Source organism: Rhodococcus pseudokoreensis (genome assembly GCF_017068395.1).
GTDB lineage: Bacteria > Actinomycetota > Actinomycetes > Mycobacteriales > Mycobacteriaceae > Rhodococcus_F > Rhodococcus_F pseudokoreensis.
In genome coordinates, this window is record NZ_CP070618.1 from 40,153 (window position 1) to 60,698 (window position 20,546).

14 protein-coding genes and 1 pseudogene are annotated in these 20,546 nt (G+C 62.3%); 7 read left to right on the forward strand and 8 right to left on the reverse strand.

What is annotated here, in order from left to right:
- Window positions 1–179: 179 nt before the first annotated feature.
- The 4 genes and pseudogenes from JWS13_RS04830 to JWS13_RS04845 all read right to left on the reverse strand — a co-directional run bounded on the left by JWS13_RS04830 (window position 180) and on the right by JWS13_RS04845 (window position 4,013).
- On the reverse strand, window positions 180–479 hold the full coding sequence (locus JWS13_RS04830) for a hypothetical protein (RefSeq protein WP_206004755.1): 300 nt from the start codon (window positions 477–479) through the stop codon (window positions 180–182).
- Between the two features lie 133 nt (window positions 480–612).
- A pseudogene (locus tag JWS13_RS04835) lies at window positions 613–919 on the reverse strand (FAD-binding oxidoreductase); the annotation flags it as partial.
- 381 nt (window positions 920–1,300) lie between these two features.
- A complete protein-coding gene (locus tag JWS13_RS04840; protein WP_206004756.1) occupies window positions 1,301–2,599 on the reverse strand; it encodes a hydroxyacid-oxoacid transhydrogenase in 1,299 nt (432 codons plus the stop codon).
- 67 nt (window positions 2,600–2,666) lie between these two features.
- The gene (locus JWS13_RS04845; protein ID WP_206004757.1) at window positions 2,667–4,013 is read right to left on the reverse strand and encodes an MFS transporter; all 1,347 of its coding nucleotides are present in this window, start codon (window positions 4,011–4,013) and stop codon (window positions 2,667–2,669) included.
- A 1,026-nt stretch (window positions 4,014–5,039) separates the two neighbouring features.
- Between JWS13_RS04845 and JWS13_RS04850 the strand changes: the two genes are divergently transcribed.
- Together JWS13_RS04850 and JWS13_RS04855 are read left to right on the forward strand one after the other, a co-directional pair.
- Entirely contained in the window at window positions 5,040–6,416 is a 1,377-nt protein-coding gene (locus JWS13_RS04850; protein ID WP_206004758.1) for an NADP-dependent succinic semialdehyde dehydrogenase, read from the forward strand.
- Between the two features lie 716 nt (window positions 6,417–7,132).
- Complete coding sequence (locus JWS13_RS04855) at window positions 7,133–7,768, forward strand: GntR family transcriptional regulator (protein ID WP_206004759.1); 636 nt, start codon at window positions 7,133–7,135, stop codon at window positions 7,766–7,768.
- A 1,095-nt stretch (window positions 7,769–8,863) separates the two neighbouring features.
- On the opposite strand, the gene JWS13_RS04860 is transcribed toward JWS13_RS04855, so the two are convergent.
- The gene (locus JWS13_RS04860) at window positions 8,864–10,003 is read right to left on the reverse strand and encodes a glycerate kinase (protein WP_206004760.1); all 1,140 of its coding nucleotides are present in this window, start codon (window positions 10,001–10,003) and stop codon (window positions 8,864–8,866) included.
- A 99-nt stretch (window positions 10,004–10,102) separates the two neighbouring features.
- Window positions 10,103–11,476: an FAD-binding oxidoreductase gene (locus JWS13_RS04865; protein WP_206004843.1), complete on the reverse strand. Its 1,374-nt coding sequence runs from the start codon at window positions 11,474–11,476 to the stop codon at window positions 10,103–10,105.
- Between the two features lie 732 nt (window positions 11,477–12,208).
- Here JWS13_RS04865 and JWS13_RS04870 point away from each other — a divergent pair.
- The 5 genes from JWS13_RS04870 to pyk all read left to right on the forward strand — a co-directional run bounded on the left by JWS13_RS04870 (window position 12,209) and on the right by pyk (window position 17,790).
- A complete protein-coding gene (locus JWS13_RS04870) occupies window positions 12,209–13,030 on the forward strand; it encodes a hydroxypyruvate isomerase family protein (protein ID WP_206004761.1) in 822 nt (273 codons plus the stop codon).
- Between the two features lie 34 nt (window positions 13,031–13,064).
- Complete coding sequence (locus JWS13_RS04875; protein WP_206004762.1) at window positions 13,065–13,949, forward strand: 2-hydroxy-3-oxopropionate reductase; 885 nt, start codon at window positions 13,065–13,067, stop codon at window positions 13,947–13,949.
- Between the two features lie 36 nt (window positions 13,950–13,985).
- Window positions 13,986–15,788, forward strand: a complete 1,803-nt coding sequence (gene gcl, locus JWS13_RS04880; protein WP_206004763.1) for a glyoxylate carboligase — start codon at window positions 13,986–13,988, stop codon at window positions 15,786–15,788.
- Window positions 15,789–16,009: 221 nt separating this feature from the next.
- Complete coding sequence (locus JWS13_RS04885) at window positions 16,010–16,285, forward strand: DUF3263 domain-containing protein (RefSeq protein ID WP_206004764.1); 276 nt, start codon at window positions 16,010–16,012, stop codon at window positions 16,283–16,285.
- Complete coding sequence (gene pyk / locus JWS13_RS04890) at window positions 16,282–17,790, forward strand: pyruvate kinase (protein ID WP_241032092.1); 1,509 nt, start codon at window positions 16,282–16,284, stop codon at window positions 17,788–17,790. Before JWS13_RS04885 ends, pyk begins: the two co-directional genes overlap by 4 nt.
- A gap of 57 nt (window positions 17,791–17,847) precedes the next feature.
- On the opposite strand, the gene JWS13_RS04895 is transcribed toward pyk, so the two are convergent.
- Both JWS13_RS04895 and JWS13_RS04900 read right to left on the reverse strand, forming a co-directional pair.
- Complete coding sequence (locus JWS13_RS04895) at window positions 17,848–18,624, reverse strand: IclR family transcriptional regulator (RefSeq protein ID WP_206004765.1); 777 nt, start codon at window positions 18,622–18,624, stop codon at window positions 17,848–17,850.
- Window positions 18,625–19,172: 548 nt separating this feature from the next.
- Complete coding sequence (locus JWS13_RS04900) at window positions 19,173–20,531, reverse strand: heterodisulfide reductase-related iron-sulfur binding cluster (RefSeq protein ID WP_206004766.1); 1,359 nt, start codon at window positions 20,529–20,531, stop codon at window positions 19,173–19,175.
- Between the last annotated feature and the right edge of the window lie 15 nt (window positions 20,532–20,546).

A 20,546-nucleotide genomic window follows, 5' to 3' on the forward strand; every position in this document is an offset into this window, starting at 1 on the left:
AAATGCGACCGGGAGGGTGCTATGCCTTGCTCGAGTCGGCCAACTGGAACGTCACGGAAACTCGCCTGTCGTTGTACTCGCTGACATCGATCGGGAAGGCACTCGCAAAATTTCCGGAGAGGGCCCGGCCCATCAAGCGGGCCCCGACGGGCAAGTCCACGGGATAGATCCCCGCGGGTTTACGGGATCGGTGAGGAACCGCGCCGGCGGTGCGGATACGCGTTCAGCAAACTGCGTATCTCGGCTTCGGAACAGGTCGACTCAGGGATGACCTGCCACAATCTGTCGAGGAACCGGCGCCGCGTCATCCCGAACTGCGTAAGGACTTCCTCCTCGCACGCGCCCCCGTACGGCGCCCACATGCTGGCGAACCCGATGAGGCGCTCAGCCTCGCCGTCAGGATGGATGTGTTTGCGGTTTGCTTCGATCCAACCGGCGCGGCGCCTCTGGCGCAATTGACGATACTCACGAGAGTTCACGGGACTTCACCTCTGATCGTACCGAGCAGGCCCTCGGAATTGGGGTGTCCTCGCCGAAGCGAGGGTATCTACAGGGAATGCCATTTTGTCCTCGCCCTCACCGTCAAGTCTCTGACCTTGCGCTGCACCAGGGTCAGTTCCGCAGGCGTGCGGCGACCTCGGCTGCGAGCCGCGCGGCGAGCAGTTGTGCCAGGTGGTCACCGCGACGATCGGTCAGGTCCGAGAGCTGCGTTTCGGCAGGAGTAGCCATCCGCCAGGATCGTGGTGTCCGCGTCCACCCCGGCCACGGCGGATAGGAGTTGCTGTTCGGCGACGGCCGCCGACACCTCGTCGTGCCTTTCTCGATGTCGAAGTTCCGGGCGAGGCCACAGCATCCGCCCAACCGCTGCACCTCGGCGCCCGCCATTCTCGAGTAACTGTGCGTCCGGACTCCATCCATCACCAAATGATGAACCCGCAACGGCTTGGACGACCGCCTGTCGTCCTGCGCGTGCACGACGACCTGGGCAACCGCGCCGCTCAAGCTTGCCGTCAGAAGTCCGCACCCCGCTCGGCGGCGCCGATCGCGCTAATGCTTCGGCGATCAACGCCAGCGTCGTCGACGCCGTCGGCGGTGGCGACTGTAAGCACCGCGCAGAACCGGTGCTGGTTGCTCGGGTTCAGTCGCCACCGTGATCCCAGCGAGTGACCACTCAAACCAGCCGAATTTAAGTGATTCGTTGCATCACAACCGCTTCAAACACCGACCAGGGGCTGCAGTCGTGTGCAGAATCATCGCACTGCACAGGAACGGCGGAGGTCGGTCCGGTCGAATTATCCTCTTACCATAGATCCAGCGAGCGAGTGAAGATCGAGGCGAGGTCCTCATCATGGACCTCGCATGGTGCAGCGGCTAGCACACGTTGCTGCATCAGTGCGCCCTCGACGAGTGCGTCGACGTCGGAGGATTTGTAGCCGACCTCGGCGATCCCGTTGGGGATGCCAATATCACACATGAGCGCAGTGAGTACGTCCGGCAGGAACGAGCTCAAGTCGTTGGGCTTGTCAGCATCGGGCGCGAGGAGCGAGGCGGCACGGAGGTGTCGCTCGGGAGCTGTGGAGAAGGTGAACCGGAAAGCCTCGGGCGCGGTCAGGGACACGGCCATGCCGTGCGGCACCATCGGCTTGTCGGCCGGGTAATCCTTGGCGTTGTAGTCCTTCACTCGTCCAGCGATTGGGTATGCGTTGGCGTGCGGGATGTGTACGCCGGCATTTCCGAAACCGAGGCCGGCGAAAGTGGCTGCGAGCGCCATCGAAGCGCGTGCGTCCTCATCGTCGCCGTCGAGCACCGCCCGCCTGAACGAGGTGGACATCAGCATGAGGGCCTTTTCTGCCCACATGTCCGAGATGGGGTTGGAACCGCAGTAGGGAACGCGTTGCTCCGGACGCTTCCGTTCGTAGGCCATGTACGGCCGCGCGGTAAGGCTCTCCAGTGCATGGCACAAGATGTCCATGCCGGAGGAAGCAGTGACGCCAGACGGCTGGCTAATGGTGAGTTTGGGATCAACCACGGCCAGGGTCGGGCGTAGGCGAGCGTGACTGATTCCGGTCTTCACCTTCAGATCCAGCACATCGAGCACACAGATTGTGGTGCTCTCGGCGCCGGTACCCGTCGTGGTCGGAACGGCGACGAGGGGTTTGAGTGGCTGATCCGGGGAAACGCCCCGGCCTACTGGCGAATTGACGTAGTCCATCAGGTCACCGCCATTGGTGGTGAGTAGGTTAATCACCTTGGCTGTATCGATACTCGATCCGCCACCGACTGCAATGAAGGCATCCCACGGACCTGTGTCACGGGCGTATGCGATCGCTTGCTCGAGACTGGCATCGGTTGGTTCCACGTGGACGCCGTCGTAGACAATCGCATCGATGCCAAACTCGTTGATTCGTTCAGCTACCCGCTGCGGGATCCCGGCAGCGGCGACCCCGGGGTCAGTAACGACCAGGACGCGCTTCGCGCCTGTCAGGCTGAGGTCGAAGCCAATTTCGTCCGCGGCACCTGGTCCATATTTCAACAGGGGCGCACCATAGGTGAAGACGCTTTCGGGGTTGGCCGGCAGGATCTGCGATTGGGTTTTCATACGCTCTCTTTCTCGGTAGATGGGATTTCTCAGTGGGTGCTCATCCAGGCTGCTGAGGCATCGCGGCTCAGGCCTGCGATGGTGTGGTCCGTCCAGGAACCTCCCTCAGGCTGATCCCCGCGGTTTCTCTCGAGACGGCAAGCGCGATCAGTGACACAACCGCGCCACCGATCAAGTAAAAGGCAGGTGCACTGCCGTTTCCAGTCACTGCGACCAGCCATGTTGCGATGAACGGTGCAGTTCCGCCGGCTAGCGCAGCTGCCGCGTTGTATCCGATGGCCATCGAGGTGAAGCGGGTCTGCGTCGGGAACATTTCGACCATCATGGCGAACACGCACGCCGAGTACATGCCGAAGATGATTCCGAGTATCACCTGACACAACACGACGGCAACCAATCCGCCGGTGTTCATCCAGGCGAAGATCGGGTAGGAAAGAGCCATGTAACCGACTGCAGCAAGGGCCATTACAGGCTTACGCCCAAAGCGATCTGAGCTACGAGCGGCGACCGGCGTGACAGCGATTTTCACCAGCAATGCAATCACGACGATGAAATACGCGCTCCCTGCAGGTAGCCGACCGCTTTCCTCGAGGTGGTTGGGCAGGTAGGCAAGAATCAAGTAGTACGGCACCATGTGGGTAACCGCGATTCCGGTGCAGCGCAGAATTGCGCCACCCTCCTGCCGTACTGCTTCCCGCAGTGGTGACTTCGCTCGTTTTCCGGCAGCCACGACCTCCTGGAAGATCGGAGATTCGTCGACACGCAGGCGGAGGAACAGACCGACGAGTCCAATCGGCCCCGCGATGAGGAACGGTATGCGCCATGCCCAGTCGTCCATGGCGGTGTCACCGAGCGAAGTCGCCAGAAACGCCACCACTGATGCACCGATCAGCGGTCCTGCATTGGCTGCCATCTCACCGAAGCCGACAATGTAATTTCGCTTGCGCACGGGGGCGTGCTCAGCAAGGAAAGCAACCGCGCCGGCAAGTTCGCCACCGGCAGACAGGCCTTGCAGTAGGCGTAGCACGAGGAGCAGGACTGGCGCGGCAATTCCTATTGCCGCGTACCCCGGTAGGAGTCCGATCAAGCACGTCGAACCACTGATGAGCAAGATAACGACGGCAAGGGTGTTTTTTCGGCCAATTCGGTCGCCGATGTAACCGAACAGAACACCACCGAGCGGACGGATGAGGAATGACACGGCGAATGCTGCGTATGCCGACAACAGAGCGGCGTTACGGTCTTCGCTGGGGAAGAACACAGCTCCGACGCTGCCCGCGAGGTAGCCGTAGATTGCATAGTCGTACCATTCGACGCCTTGTCCGATCGCCGCGCCGAAAATGACTCGTCGCATGCTCTGTGTATCGACTGACTGTGGTGCCGAACGGACAGTCCGGGCGGATTCGCCGGGCATGCTGACTCCTTTAGTAGGCCAATGCTTCTCGTTGCGAACTTGGCGAGAACGTTGACTTAGATTGCGAAGGGTTTCCCCAGCTGGGGCGGGACGATGACGCAACCCGCCCAAGCACGGCCGACCGGTTGTCTCGAATCAACGGGGACCCAGATGTTCATCACCATATGTTCGACAGCATGTGTCACAGCATTCAGCGCTGCCATGAAACAGCGGCGGATGTGGTCGCACCAGCCCATGCGCGGCGATACCGCTCGCATAACCCCGCACCTCCTAGTGGCGAAGGAAGAGTAACAAGAACCACACGACCGGCCCGAAGCAGGTCTGGCCATCAGCTGGTGTTCCACACGCTATGCCATGGATCACATCACCCGCAAGGGTCAATTTCAAATGATGGGAACTCTTTTCCATAATGCGAAAGACCTGTGAAGTGTTCGTTGCAACCTCTAACTGACAATTGGCGGGTCCTGGTGCGAACCATAAGGACGTCCGCGAGGGCCAACGCGGGCATCCCGCAGGGCCGCCCTGTCCTCGATTCACCTCGCATAGTGCAGAAAGTTCCTCAGGTGTCTGTCAGCATGCGTGGCCGCCGCACGGACTACCTATTGCTCAACGTGTATCGCGTCGGTACGCCATGGACCTCGGCGAATTGTTTGGGCCGATAGGATTTCGATGCATGTCTGCTGCGATGCCCGATCACAGAGCGCTGCGCCAGCTCGTATCAGTACATCACTCTGTTCGACCACTAGCTGCGCGTGCTGGTGCCATCTGCTAACGGCTCGCGAGTTTGCCTTGCGTCTTGACGATATGAATCCTAGTCTTCCCATCGAGATGATGGTCTGGCCATAATGTTGGAACGCGTACGTCCGGATCTGACGACGTCTACGGGGCCAGGACAGCTTCGTGGAGGCCTGCGCCGCAGGCCCACGTGAGCCTTTGGTCAAGAGGGCTCGGGCTTGAGCTGACTGAAAATACCTCCACCGATTGTGATGGGGGATCCGCCAATAGCACTGCAAAAAAAGGAGAACGATGGTTATCGCGACGACCAACCCGGCTACCGGAGAAACGCTAAAGACCTTCCAGCCGGCCGCTGACACCGAGGTAGAGATCGCCATCGGGCGTGCGTACTCCCGATGGAAGAGCTACCGAACCACCGACTTCACCCAACGTTCGACGTGGATGCGAGCCAGTTCCGATCTGCTGGACACGGAGACTGCAGACGTCGCCCGGTTGATGACAACCGAGATGGGCAAGACCGTGGATGCAGCACGCGCGGAGATCAGCAAATGCGTTCGTGCCCTGAACTACTACGCAGACCATGCCGAACAACTTCTGGCCGACGAGTTGGTCGACGCTCAATCGGTAGGTGCGGATCGTGCGTATGCACGGTATGAGCCGTTGGGCCCGACCCTGGCGGTCATGCCGTGGAATTTTCCCCTCTGGCAGGTCATCCGGTTTGCCGCGCCCGCGCTGATGGCGGCCAACGTTGTCCTGCTCAAACACGCGTCGAACGTGCCTCAAACCGCGATGTATCTCGAGGACTTGTTTCGACGCGGTGGATTTCCGGACGGTTGCTTCCAAACTTTGCTAATCACCTCGGCTCAGGTGGAATCGGTGCTGCGTGACCCGCGGATTGCTGCGGCCACGCTCACCGGCAGTGAACTGGCCGGCCGCTCGGTTGCCGCTATCTGCGGTGATGAGGTCAAGCGCACTGTGCTAGAACTCGGCGGCAGCGATCCTTTTGTGGTGATGCCCTCAGCAGAACTGGATCGAGCAGTCGACGCTGCGGTCACCTCGCGAGTCCAGAACAACGGTCAGACTTGCATCGCCGCCAAGCGTTTCATTGTGCACACCGATGTGTACGACGCATTCACCAACGCATTCGTGACCAAGATGCGGGCGTTGCGAGTCGGCGATCCCCTGAACTCGGATACACAAGTAGGGCCCCTGGCCACCGAGCAAAACCGGCTCGATGTCGACGCACTGGTGACCGACGCAATCGAGCGTGGCGCGCAAGTGCTGTGCGGTGGCGGTCTGCCCGATGGTCGGGGCTGGTTCTATCCGCCGACTGTGCTCGCTAACATCACGCCGCAAATGCGCGTATACGCCGAGGAGGCGTTCGGTCCTGTAGCGGCCGTGTACCGCGTCAGAGATATCGATGAGGCGATCGAAGTCGCCAACGCCACGCCGTTTGGTCTAGGTTCAAACGCTTGGACCACCGCTGCCAGCGAGCAGAAGCGATTCATTCACGAACTCGAGGCGGGGCAGGTGTTCATCAACGGGATGACAGGCTCATACAACGAACTGCCTTTTGGCGGCACAAAGCGGTCCGGGTACGGACGCGAACTTTCCGGGCACGGCATTCGTGAATTTTGCAATCTCAAAACTGTCTGGATCGGTGCATGACCATGGCAGGCGGCCCCTCAGGCCCCGGAGGTGACCCTGCAGCGACAAACCTGACTTAAGCCCCAAGTGGATGGCACTTCCCAATCGCGGTGGCGGCGTGCAGCGCCCAGGAGGCCGCGATACGAAGTCAACAGCCAAGTCGCGCTCTACGCAGACTTGCTGGCGGGCGTCCTCAGGCACTCGGCGGCGCACACCACCGCTGCAGCAGTGCGGCATCGAGACCCGTGGGACGCCTGCCTCCACTTGAACGGGGCACTCCTTCGATTGCATCCTCGCGTCGCCCCCCTGTCGCCGAGGCGGTCGCGGCTGCTGCTGTTGCTGACGCAGACGAACACCGAGTGCCGATGATCAGCACGCCACCTGCAGCTGCCGGAATACCTGGTGCGCTCGCGCCGATCGCGATGCCGCTTGCACCATTGGCGACCTGTGCCGGGACCAGACGATCGGTGCGTCGTTCCGGCGCCGGCAGATCACCACAACATCGCCGTCTGGCCTCCCGCCACTGCGCCGAGGTGTAACTGATGCGCCAACATGCGCCGTACTCGTGGCCCAGTTCCCTGCGCGAAGAGGGGCATCGCTGGGCCTCGCGGAGCGATGATCGGTGCAGGTCGAGGTGCCCCCGAGGTGGCACTGCGAGCCACCGAACGTTCCGATCGATCGTGACGCGACTTTCATTGTCAGTGAGGCAAACTCGTGTTTAGATACTAGTTGTGTCTATGCGAACGGTGTCCGACCTGGTGTACTCGACTGTCAAGGAACTCATCTTGTCGGCCGAACTTCCGGGCGGCGAGCTGATCAGCGAAGGTGACATCGCCAATCAGGTGGGCACGAGTCGGACACCGGTTCGTGAAGCATTTCTTCGGCTCGAAGCCGAAGGATGGATGAAGTTGTTTCCGAAGCGCGGCGCATTGGTCGTTCCGATCGCGGACGGCGAGGCCGAGCACATCGTTGAGGCGCGGCTGCTAGTCGAGGCCGGGAGTTTATGTGCCATTAGATCCGATGCAGGGCGTCGTGAGGACGCCGCGGCGGAAATGCGCGCCAGCGTGATTCGCCAGCTTGATCTTGCCAAGTCCGCCGATCGTGCAGCGTTCACAGGAGAGGACGCCGATTTCCATTCGGTGGTAGTGCGGTACGGCGCCAACCCCCTGCTCGCGGCGTTCTACATAGGCCTTCGCGACCGACAGCGCCGTATGACGGCATGCTCGGTCGGCAGGGATCCGATGCAGCTCGATCGAGTCTTCGCCGATCATGCCCAGCTTGCGAGCTTTGTCGAACACGGGCAGGTCGAGGAGTTCAAGTCTTTGCTCGGTCGCCATATGCGTGAGGTTCATCAACTGACTGGGGGACGATAGTTCTGCAGCAGCTGCCGAAGTACCCTTGTGAGCACGCCGAATCCCAGTCGGTCACCTTTGCTACCGCGGCGATGCTCGGGTGCGGAATAACGCTAGTCTTCGAGCGCATACAGCGGCACGGCGGATCTCACGGAACCACAGCAGTCTAATCGCTGACACACGTCGGATCCGTGCCGGCACCCGCCGCCCGACAATCCAATGTGGCGCTGGCGAAGCGGCTTGAGAGCTGCTATTTGGGACAACATCCTTTTCAACTGTGAAGAACGCTTGTAGGACTCAACGGAGTTGACCGCGGTTGCACTTCAGTGAGTGAGTGACTGATCTACATACATAACGCGATGCGTTTCGGCCGGTGCATTTTCGAACTGAAACTCGCTATACAACTCGTTTTGTGCTCCCGCTGTCACAGCCAACCATCTCATGTTGACTCGTCCGATGGCGATGCTCGTAACGATTCCGTTGAGCAGAGCCGTGGCGCGACGGGGTGCGAACAGACTGATGCACGCAATTGCAGCTTGAATTAAGAGAAACGGCACTTGGAAGACCTCCCGGGTCTGCATCGCGGGACGGGTCGGGTCATACAGGCCCACCGACGCCGGTTGATGTTCGGTTCGGTGTCATCGGTCAGGATCCGGGTCAACAAGGTGGCAAGCTGGATCGAGTCCTACGCGGGAGCCCTCTGGACACCTCGTGAACGGAGGAATACGACTGGTATCGCCCTGGATCAGAATGAATCTCAGAAGACCTTGAGGATATACTAGTTCCTCGGATTGCCCGATCACGTCCATAATTTGCGTTGATGACGTCGGGAGCATTGGTTCTGAATCACGCTCCTTCCGACTGCGCACTCCCCTATTACCGAGATACGAGTTCGGGACCCACCTGGCCGACGTAACTGCAGGATTCTGTTTCGCGCGGCACACTCCCCAGGTTGCGGTGGAGTCCATGAGTACCAGGGCCGCTCTAAACCGACGCCAGTGAGGACACTAGGTTCGATTTTCACAGGGGTAAAGGAACAGATTCCGGGTGAGTGCTCAGATCTGGTGAAGGTGCCGAGCTGATGGGAATCTTGGTTCGGAGAACTCCCGACAATTCTCACGATCGATCGAGCGCGAGCAGATAGTTGGCCGCCAAATCTTCGGCGGCTGAGGCGATCAGATCTGCAGCGTCCGCCATCGACCGTGTTACGTCCGGTTCGCGGTCCTGTAGGGAGTAGATCGCGGAAAATTCGGAAGCCGCCTGCTCTTCTGGGGAAAGGCGTGACACTCCCACAATGGCGTATGTCGGAACGTCATGAGCAGTGGCATGAAGGCGCACCCCAATCGGGGCTTTGCCGTGCAAGGACTGGTGATCGAGGGAGCCCTCACCAGTGATGACAGCGCACGCGCCGTCGAGGTGCTGATCGATGTCCACCAGGTCGAGAATAAGCTCAATTCCGGAGCGGAACTCCGCTTGCAACACGGTCATTGCAGCGAATCCTACTCCACCGGCCGCCCCTGCCCCCGGGTTGTCGCGGGCATCGCGCCCTGTGGCCGCTGCAACTCGGTCGGCCCAATGTGCTAATGCGGCATCGAGTTCGGCAACCTGGGTGGGGGTGGCGCCTTTTTGTGGTCCGTAGACTGCGGCGGCACCAGTGGGGCCACACAGTGGGTTGTCCACGTCACTTGCAAGGATGATTTTCGCGTGTCCGAGTCCCGGGTGCAACCAGGACACATCCAGCATCGTCGCTTGAGACAGGGCGCCACCTCCGTCTGGGATCGGGCTCCCGTGAACGTTGACGACTTCGGCGCCAAGTGCACGCAGAAAGCCGGCTCCGCCGTCGGTGCAGGCACTGCCACCGATACCGAGCACTATCTCCCGGCATCCGTCGTCGAGGGCACGGGCGACGACCGTGCCCAGACCACGGCTTGAGGCGGTCAGAGGACGCAGTACCCCGCCGGAAAGGCGGTGCAGGCCAGAGATGTCTGCCATTTCGACGACGGCGAGTGTGCCTTTCCGCGCGTAGGCAGTCAGCGTCCTCTGTCCGGTTGGCCCGGGCGCAGCCACAGGGATCCTCTCAAAGCCTGCCGCCAGAGCAGCGGCGAGGGTTCCCTCGCCTCCGTCCGCGATCGGGCACTCGATAGTCCGGATCGTCGGATCGCACCGCTGAATGCCTCGACTGATCTGCGCCGCGGCGTCTGCCGCAGAGATCGACCCCTTGAATTTGTCGGGAGCGACGACGACATGACCGGGCATCTCAGATCACCATCCAGTTCAACATTCGGCGAGGCGGGACGCAGCGATCATCGCTCCAGATGAGCGATCCCTTAACTGAAGCGGAGTCAGAGCGAAACATCAGATCACGGCTCCCGGGTTCAGGATGTGCTGCGGGTCCAGCGCGGACTTGATGCGCCGGGTCAGCTCCATGACGTCCTCGCCGATCTGGTTGGGAAGCCATCCCTTTTTCAGCCGGCCAACGCCGTGCTCACCGGTGATGGTGCCACCGAGCGAGATCGCAAGATCCATGATTTCGCCGAAGGCGAGGTTCGCACGTGCGGTCTCATCTTCGTTGGTGGGGTCGTGCACGATCAGCGGATGGGTGTTGCCGTCGCCGGCATGGGCGATGACGGCCACGAGCAGCTTGTGTCGGGCCGCAATGTCCTCTATGCCGTGGATGAGCGCGGGTAGAGCGGGGAGCGGGACACCTACATCTTCGAGGAGAAGGTTGCCCAACCGCTCGACGGCTGGGATCGCGAACCGTCGCGCTGCGGTGAAGGCTTCGCCCTCTTTCGGGTCGTCGGTTGTAAAAACGTCGGAGGCGTTGTTGTCGTGGAACACCTTGGCCATGAACTCGGTTGCCCGGATTCGGTCTTCACCGGGTGAGTCGGACTGGGCAATAAGCATGCCGTGTGCGTTGAGGTCGAGGCCCATGTTCATGCCACTCTCGACGGCGCCGATGGAGGCCCGGTCCATGAACTCGAGCATGGCCGGACGCATCACCCTGGTGATGTCCAAGATCGCGTTCGTCGCGTCCTGCACGGTGGCGAAGGATCCGACCACGGTGCTTGCCGGCGCCTGTTCAGGTAGAAGTCGGATTGTGATCTCGGTGATGATGCCAAGAGTGCCTTCGCTGCCCACGAATAGCTTGGTCAGCGACAGACCCGCCGAGTCCTTGAGACGTGGGCCTCCGAGTCGGACGGCCGTGCCGTCGGCCAGAACGACCTGCAGGCCGAGGATGTAGTCGGTGGTCACTCCGTATTTCACGCAACACAATCCGCCGGCGTTGGTGGCGGCATTGCCACCGATCGAGCACATCTCGAATGACGAGGGGTCCGGCGGGTACCACAGTCCGTGTTCGGCTACTGCGCGCTTTACCTCGACGTTGATCAGCCCAGGCTGCACAACGGCCATCCGCGTCACCGGATTGACCTCGATGTTGCGCATCAACTCGGTTGTCAGGACGATTCCGCCATCGACAGCTGTCGCGCCTCCCGACAGACCCGATCCAGCGCCGCGCGGAACGACGGGGATGTTATGCGCGGTTGCCCATCGCATAACCGCTTGGACGTCCTCAGTGGACGTGGCACGAACGACGGCCAGTGGACGGCCGGCGTCGGGATCGCGTGCCCAGTCCCGCCGGTAGCTCTCGGTCACATCGGGGTCGGTGATGATGGACGCGTTGGGTATCTGTGTCTGCAGGTCGCCCAGTCGCTCATCTGTCACAGTCATCGGATCTCCTTGATCAAGGTGGTGCCAGCCGGGCCGGAGGACGCATTTCGGACGGGTTTGCTTTCGGGGCGGGTGCTTCCGGTATGGAGCCACCTCAAAGGACTGGTGATCAGCGACGGTCGGCAGGCATCTAGCGCATTCTGCGGCTCGATCCTGGGAGTACCGACGCACTTGTGTGCCATCGTCCGAACCTCGATTTCATCGAGATTCATCTTTGAGAGTGCTGGCGAAAGCTGCGGCGATTTCGTCAGCTACCCCATACCACGAGTTTCCGTAATTCGAGAATATACTTTCGCATTACGAGACTGGCAGCGTTTCTCTCCGATGTCAATACCCGCGGTTCTTCGCCCGGCTACGACGAAGTTCAAGCCCGCCGCTCACGATTGCCTTGCAACGCAGGTGTTTCAGGATTCCGTCGAGGTGCCTTGAGAGTGCAACTCCAGCGCGCCTCGACAACGTGGACGTTGAACCGCGACGGGGTCCTCAATGTTGCCCGACATCCTCGGTCGCGATGCTTCGCACCCAAAACCGGGTCTTGACAGACACTCCGGACCCGAGTTGACTCGAACACATAACGGAAAAATTATTCCGCATTACGGAATGAAAGCCTTCGCTAGTCGGCGAGCGTGCCGCAGAAGGCTCAGTTGTCTTGGCAGCTGCCGTTGCCCACCGCGCCTGACTTCGATGACAACCAGAACCTCACCCCTCGTCCTCCGAAAGGAACGTCCCCGGATGGTTAGCCCTACATACGCCGTCAATTGCTCAATCCTGCTAACCGATCTACCCCTACTCAAGCGACCGCAGGCGGCACGTGATGCCGGATTCGACGCGGTCGAGTTCTGGTGGCCTTTCTCCACGCCCGTCCCCTCCGACGAGGAGGTCGACTCCTTCGTTCGTGCGATTCAGGACGCCGACGTGCAGCTAACCGGCCTGAACTTCGCTGCAGGTGACATGCCCGCCGGCGACCGGGGAATCTTGTCCGACGCGGGGCACGTCTCCGCCTTCCGCGATAACGTCGACGTCGCGATCGGCATTGCGGAATCGCTTGGCACCAAGGCATTCAATGCTCTCTACGGCAACCGGCTGGACGCGATCGAGGGAGATCGCCAAGACGCGATCGCGGCCGAGAACCTGGCGATTGCCGGGCGAGCGGCAGAGAAGATCGGTGCGTTCGTGCTCATCGAACCGGTCAGCGGCACACCGGCGTACCCGCTGAAGACCGCGGCCGAGGCGATCGCCGTGATCGACCGGGTGAAGGCCGAGCACGGTGTCGACTCGCTCCGGCTCCTCGCCGACCTCTACCACCTCGAGGTCAACGGCGACGACGTCGGCGCCGCGATCGACACCTACGCCGCCCGGATCGGGCACGTGCAGATCGCGGATGCTCCGGGACGCGGCGAACCCGGCACCGGAACCCTCGACATCGACGGTTACCTGAAGCGGCTCGCCGGACACGGCTACCGCGGGTACGTCGGGCTCGAATACAAGGCGACGCGGCCGGACACCTTCGACTGGCTTCCCCGCGAACACCGCGCGACCCGCGCCGCCCACTGATACACCACGACTTTCGACGGAATCGAGGACACTCGTGAGCACTATCGCATTCATCGGACTCGGAATCATGGGCAGCCCCATGGCAGTCAATCTCACCAAGGCCGGCCACCAGGTGGTCGGATACAACCTCTCACCCGAGCGCACCGCGGCACTCGTGGAGGCCGGCGGCACCGCCGCCGACTCCATTGCCAAGGCCGTCGCCGGCGCCGACGTCGTGGCCGTCATGGTCCCCGACTCGCCGGACGTCCAGGCCGTACTCGCCGGTGAGGACGGTGTGTTCGCGCACGCCCCGGCCGGTGCCCTGATCATCGACTTCTCCAGTATCCGGCCCGACGTCACCACCGCCCTCGCTGCGCAGGCGGCCGAGCGTGGCTTCCGGCTGATCGACGCCCCGGTCTCGGGCGGTGAGGCAGGCGCGAAGAACGCGGCCCTGTCGATCATGGTCGGCGGTGCCGACGAGGACTTCGCCGCCGCGAAGCCGATCCTCGACACCGTCGGGAAGACCGTGGTGCACGTTGGCCCGAACGGCTCCGGACAGACGGTCAAGGCCGCGAACCAGTTGATCGTCGCCGGCAACATCCAACTCCTCGCCGAGGCGATCATCTTCCTCGAGGCCTACGGTGTCGACACCGCGGCCGCCGTGGAGGTACTCGGTGGCGGGCTGGCCGGATCGGCCGTTCTGAACCAGAAGGCGCAGAAGATGCTGGACCGGTCGTTCGAACCCGGATTCCGCATCGACCTGCACCACAAGGACCTCGGCATCGTGACCAGCGCCGCCCGTGAAGCCGGCGTCGTGACACCCCTCGGCGCCGTCGTCGCCCAGCTGATGGTCTCCGCCCGTGCGAACGGTGATGGCGGCCTGGACCATTCGGGACTGCTGCGTGGAGTGGAGCGGCTGTCCGGCCGCCCCACCCAGTGACCCGTTTCAACTCGTAATCCTCGATGGAGAAGTGATATGCCTCGTATGCGCGCCGCTGACGCAGCGGTCAAGATTCTGGAACTCGAAGGCGCCACTCAGGCGTTCGGCCTCCCCGGTGCGGCGATCAACCCGTTCTACTCGGCTATGCGTGATCACGGCGGGATCAAGCACGTCCTCGCCCGCCACGTCGAGGGTGCCTCGCACATGGCGGAGGGATTCACCCGCGCCAAGGCCGGGAACATCGGGATCTGCATCGGCACCTCCGGGCCCGCCGGCACCGACATGATCACCGGCCTGTACTCGGCCATGGCGGACTCGATCCCGATCCTCGCGATCACCGGCCAGGCACCTGTGGCGCGCCTGCACAAGGAAGACTTCCAGGCCGTCGACATCGCCTCGATCGCGGGACCGGTCACGAAGATGGCGATGACGGTGCTCGAGCCGGCCCAGGTTCCGGGAGCGTTCGCGCAGGCATTTCACCTGATGCGGTCCGGTCGGCCGGGCCCGGTGCTCATCGACCTGCCGATCGACGTGCAGTTGGCGGAAATCGAGTTCGACCCGGACACCTACCAGTCGCTGCCCGTGTACAAGCCGGCCGCGTCCCGCGCGCAGGCGGAGAAGGCCCTCGACATGCTGGGTGCCGCCGATCGTCCGCTGATCGTCGCGGGCGGCGGCATCGTCAACGCCGACGCCGCGGACCTGCTCGTCGAACTGGCCGAACTGCTGAACGTTCCGGTGGTGCCGACGCTGATGGGCTGGGGCACGATCCCGGACGATCACCGCCTCGCCGCCGGCATGGTCGGACTGCAGACCGCGCACCGATACGGCAACGCCACCATGCTGGCATCCGACTTCGTCCTCGGCATCGGCAACCGCTGGGCCAACCGGCACACGGGCGGCCTCGACACCTACCGCAAGGGACGCAAGTTCGTCCACGTCGACATCGAGCCCACCCAGATCGGTCGCGTGTTCGCACCGGACTACGGGATCGTCTCCGACGCGAAGGCGGCGCTGGAACTGTTCGTCGCCGTCGCGAAGGAGCGCAAGGCCGCCGGAACGCTGGCGGACCGCAGCACCTGGGTGGAGGACTGTGCCACCCGGAAGCGGACCATGCAGCGCAAGACCCACTTCGACGACGTGCCCGTCAAACCGCAGCGCGTGTACGAGGAGATGAACCGCGTCTTCGGACGCGACACCCGGTACGTCAGCACGATCGGGCTCTCGCAGATCGCCGGCGGCCAGTTCCTGCACGTGTACAAGGATCGCAACTGGATCAACTGCGGGCAGGCCGGACCGCTGGGCTGGACCATCCCCGCCGCACTCGGTGTCGTGACCGCCGACCCGACCGCCACAGTGGTTGGCCTGTCGGGCGACTACGACTTCCAGTTCATGATCGAGGAACTGGCGGTCGGCGCGCAGTTCAACCTGCCCTATGTCCACGTCGTCGTGAACAACTCCTACCTCGGACTGATCCGTCAGGCACAGCGCCAGTTCGACATGAACTTCTGCGTCTCGCTCGGATTCGACAACATCAACTCCGAGGAGAACAGCGCAAACGACGCTATCGCAGTCCCGAAAGGCTACGGGGTCGACCACCTGCGTGTCGCAGAAGGACTCGGTTGCAAGGCACTCCGAGTGACCGAGCCGGGAGAAATTGCCGGGGCCCTCGAGCGCGCCAAGACGTTGGCAGGCGAGCACAAAGTCCCCGTCATCGTCGAGGTGTTTCTCGAACGCATCACCAACATCGCCATGGGAACCGAGTTGGACAACGTGAACGAATTCGAGGCGCTCGCCGAGAGCCTCGACGATGCACCGTCGTCACACGCCCTGCTCGACTAACACACTCAACAAGCCGCTAAGCACGGACATCAAATGCTCAGCGTCCGGGAGCCAACCCTCAAATGTCATCTCCCGGGCTCCATCGGTAGCAAGGTACGAAGAGATTCGTACCGCCGAATTGATCCCCGGCACACCCCTTCTTAGGTCGATCATCTTCGGACGCTACCGACCGCGGTTCAGCACTCCAACCGCATACGTACGTCCCCATCCGAGGAGGAGTAATGATCGACACCACCACTGCAATAGTGGACTTCGCACAGAAGTGGCGACACTGGGGCGGCGGATCCGACGCCGACATCTTTGTCGAATTCGGTCTCACGCCCGCCCAATACTTCCGCCGATTGCAGCAGATCCTGGAGAAGAAGTGGTTCATGCACAGTCTCGCGATCACCCCTGCGGTCTCGGCTCAGCTTCAGCTGATCTGCCAAGTCCGGCTTGCCTCGCACTCGGCCAGGAACACAATGGCACACGCCAACATCCTGCCGCGTACGCGATGACCGAGTCAGTCACGATCACCGCACCCCACCTAGGACACGTAGGCGAGTGGGCGGCCACCCCACCCCACTCCAACAACAGCGCTAACCCACTGCATCGCACGAAGATCGTGTGCACACTTGGACCTGCTACCGCCACCGGTGACCGTATTCGCGAGCTCGTCGAGAGCGGTATGGACGTGGCGCGGCTGAATTTCAGCCACGGCGAGCACGCCGACCACGAGGAGAACTACAAACGGGTGAGGGCGGCCTCGGACGCGACGGGGAAGGCGGTCGGTGTCCTGGCCGACCTGCAGGGCCCGAAGATCCGGCTCGGCCGGTTCGCGGAGGGGCGGACCACGTGGGCCAACGGTGAGGAGGTGCGGATCACCGTCGACGAGTGCGAGGGCACCCACGACCGGGTCTCGACCACCTACAAGCAGTTGGCGGAGGACGCCAAGCCGGGTGACCGGTTGCTGGTGGACGACGGCAAGGTCGGTCTGGTGGTCTCCGGGGTGGAGGGCAACGACGTGATCTGCCGGGTCACCGAGGGTGGCCCGGTGTCGAACAACAAGGGTGTGTCGCTGCCGGGGATGAATGTGTCGGTGCCGGCGCTGTCGGAGAAGGACATCGCGGACCTCGAGTTCGCGCTCGGGTTGGGTGTCGATTTCATCGCGTTGTCGTTCGTGCGGTCGCCGGCGGACATCGAACTGGTGCACGAGGTGATGGACCGGGTGGGTCGCCGGATTCCGGTGATCGCGAAGCTGGAGAAGCCGGAGGCGATCGACAACCTCGAGGCGATCGTGCTGGCGTTCGACGCGGTGATGGTCGCGCGCGGTGATCTGGGTGTGGAGTTGCCGCTCGAGCAGGTGCCGCTACTGCAGAAGCGGGCGATTCAGATCGCCCGGGAGAACGCGAAGCCGGTGATCGTGGCGACGCAGATGCTGGAGTCGATGATCGAGAACTCCCGGCCGACCCGCGCGGAGGCCTCGGATGTCGCGAACGCGGTCCTCGACGGTGCGGACGCGGTGATGCTGTCCGCTGAGACGTCGGTGGGTAAGTATGTGATGGAGACGGTGCGCACGATGGCGCGGATCGTGGAGGCGGTGGAGAACGAGTCGACGCAGGTGCCGCCGCTGACGCATGTGCCGCGGACCAAGCGGGGGGTGATCTCGTACGCGGCCCGGGATATCGGGGAGCGGTTGGATGCGAAGGCGTTGGTGGCGTTCACGCAGTCCGGGGACACGGTGCGCCGGTTGGCGCGGTTGCATACGCCGTTGCCGTTGCTGGCGTTCACGCCGTTGCCGGAGGTGCGCAGCCAGTTGTCGTTGACGTGGGGGACGGAGACGTTCATCGTCGATCCGGTCGACAGCACGGATGCGATGGTGCGGCAGGTCGACAACGCGTTGCTCGGGTTGGGCCGGTATCAGAAGGGTGAACTCGTCGTGATCGTGGCGGGGTCGCCGCCCGGCACCGTAGGCTCGACCAACCTGATCCACGTCCACAGAATCGGCGAAGACGACCACTAATTAGCCTGAACAGGACGAATTGGCGCACAACCTAAAGCGTGAACTCCCTCCCATTCATCACAGCGCAGCGTCTTTCTCGAACTCGGTCGCCAGCTCTTGAGCCACCCGCTGGAGCAGGGGACCAATCTGATCGGCGGATTCGACGGTTACCCGCGTCGCCGGTCCCGAGATCGAAACAGCAGTCGGGGTAGGCGCATTGGGCACCGGCACCGCAAAGCACCGGACGCCGATCTCCTGCTCCCCCTCATCGAGGGCGTATCCGCGTCTTCGAGACACTTCGAGATCGGCGATGAGCGTCTCGGGATCGGTGAGGGAATTCTCGGTGTAAGACGGCATACCCGTCCTGGTGACCAAGGAGCGAACCGCCTCGTTGGACAGCTGCAGAAGCAGTGCTTTTCCGACTCCGGTGCAGTGCAGGAAAACGCGCCGACCGACCTCCGTGAACATTCGCATCGAATGCGGGGACGGAACTTGCGCCACATAAACCGCCATATTCCCATCGAGCACTGCCATGTTCGCTGTCTCCCCGGATTGTTGGACCAGACTCGACAGGTGAGGACCCGACCAGGACCCGATGAGCTGAGTTGCACTGTCACCGAGGCGAACCAACTTCGGCCCCAAAGCGTATCGTCGGGACGGCACCTGACGCACATACCCCCGATTCACGAGTGTGCGAACGAGCCGATGAATGGTCGGAAGAGGAAGCGCTGCCAGGTCGGCAAGCTCAGTGACTCCGATCGGTCCGCGGGCCGAAGCCATCATCTCGAGGATGTCGAAGACTCGCTCGACCGACTGGACTCCACCGCCGGCGTTAGCTCCGGTTTCTGCGGTCATCTCTGACCTCCATTCCTTCAGTCACCGGCTCCTCAGAGGATCCACGAAGCGGAAGACATCGTCGAAGTGCCAGCAGCATGGCTCGCGCACCTGACGCGATCACGCACGCGGTCAATATTCGGATGGGGACTAGATCGCGAAGCTGGGATTCCCGCGCCCTATCGGCGCGGACATGTTGGACCTGTTGATGCTGCCGGACGAAGCGACGGCGGTTCTGGCGACGGCGGGCAGTCTGTTCGACGGCGCAGGTGTTGACTCGGCGCGAACCGGAGTACCGGTAGTCAATTCCGCCACAGTCGGCGCTCAGGGTGGTCGCCGATCTCTTGTCGCTGTTCGACCGGGCAATCTCTGGTGGGATTGCAAAGGTCGCGAAACCAGGTGAACTACGCACTGGCCGAGTGCGCCCGGCCGGCGAGGATCGCCAGGTCTTGTTGGATTCGGTCCCTGGCGCCGTCGCCGACCGGGCAGCGCCGGACGTGCAGGACGATGGGCTGATCTAGGGGCGAGGGCGACAGCGGTCCACGCAGTCGGTTGCCTCGCCCCGGAGATCAATTGCCACAATCACACTGTGAGTCACACATTGGTTTCTGCGCTCGTGGTGTCTGAGTTCGCGGTTCTGACGAGGTCAGGGGGTTCAGGCCGCGGATGGAGGCATCAATGAGTTCGATCGGGTGGAAGAGTGGAACACCGTCAAGGTAGCGTGCGATTTGAAGTAGGCACCCCGGATTTCCGGTTGTCACCGCGTCGGGTTGTACGCTAAGGATGTTCGCGACCTTGCGATTTCCGAGTTCTTCACCGGCTTCTGGTTGGACCATGTTGTATATGCCGGCAGAACCGCAGCACAGTTCCGACTCGGGTACCTCCAGCACTTCGAGTTGGGGAATTGTCCGCAGAACGTCGCGGGGCTGTCGACGGATCTGTTGGCCGTGCGCGAGATGGCACGCATCGTGATAAGCGATGCGTGCGGCAATGGGGTGCCGGGGGGCCTGCGGTTCGAGACTTGCGAGCACTTCAGTGATGTCGCGGATTTTCGCACTGAACTCTGCTGCACGTCCGGCATATTCGGTGTCGTCAGCAAGCAGATGGCCATACTCCTTGAGTGTTGATCCGCAGCCAGCGACGTTGACCACGATATCGTCGACATCCAGGTCCTCGAACGATTCAATCATTTTACGCGCCCGATCGAGGCCCTCTTCTTCGCGTCCGGCATGGACACTGAGCGCTCCGCAACACCCTTGCTTGGGAACCACGACCTCGCATCCCTCGGCGATCAGCACGCGGACCGTTGCCTGGTTCACTTGGGCGAAGAACACTTGCTGGACACAGCCCGAAATGAGGGCCACACGGCGACGAGCCGCCCCTACCGGGCGGTTGATTTCACGTTGTCGACTCGCGATATTGCGCAGTATCACGCGTGGCATCAGTGCCTCCAGCGCCTGCATCCGCGCCGGCAACATGCTCATCATCCCGGTCCTGTGCAGTAATGACCGGATCCCCGAACGCTGGTACAGCCACGCGCCGAGCGCTACCACCCGGAGTCGGGCAGGATAGGGGAAAATGGCGAAGATCAAGGCTCGGAACAGCCGATCGGCCACAGTGCGGGGAACTGCCCGCTCGATCTGCGGACGCACCGCTTCGATCAGTTGGTCGTACTGCACCCCCGACGGGCATGACGATACGCACGCCATGCATCCCAGACACGCGTCGAAGTGGCTAGCGAAGGATTCGTCAATAGGAACCTGGCCCTCGGTGGCCAGATTCATCAAATGAATCCGCCCCCTTGGGGAGTCCATCTCCTCGCCCCATAGTTGGTATGTGGGACAGGTTGGTAGGCAGAATCCGCAGTGGACGCAGTCCGCCAACAGTTCTGGCTTGGGTGGGTTGTGGTCATCGAAGGAACTGGACATGAACGTAGATCTCCT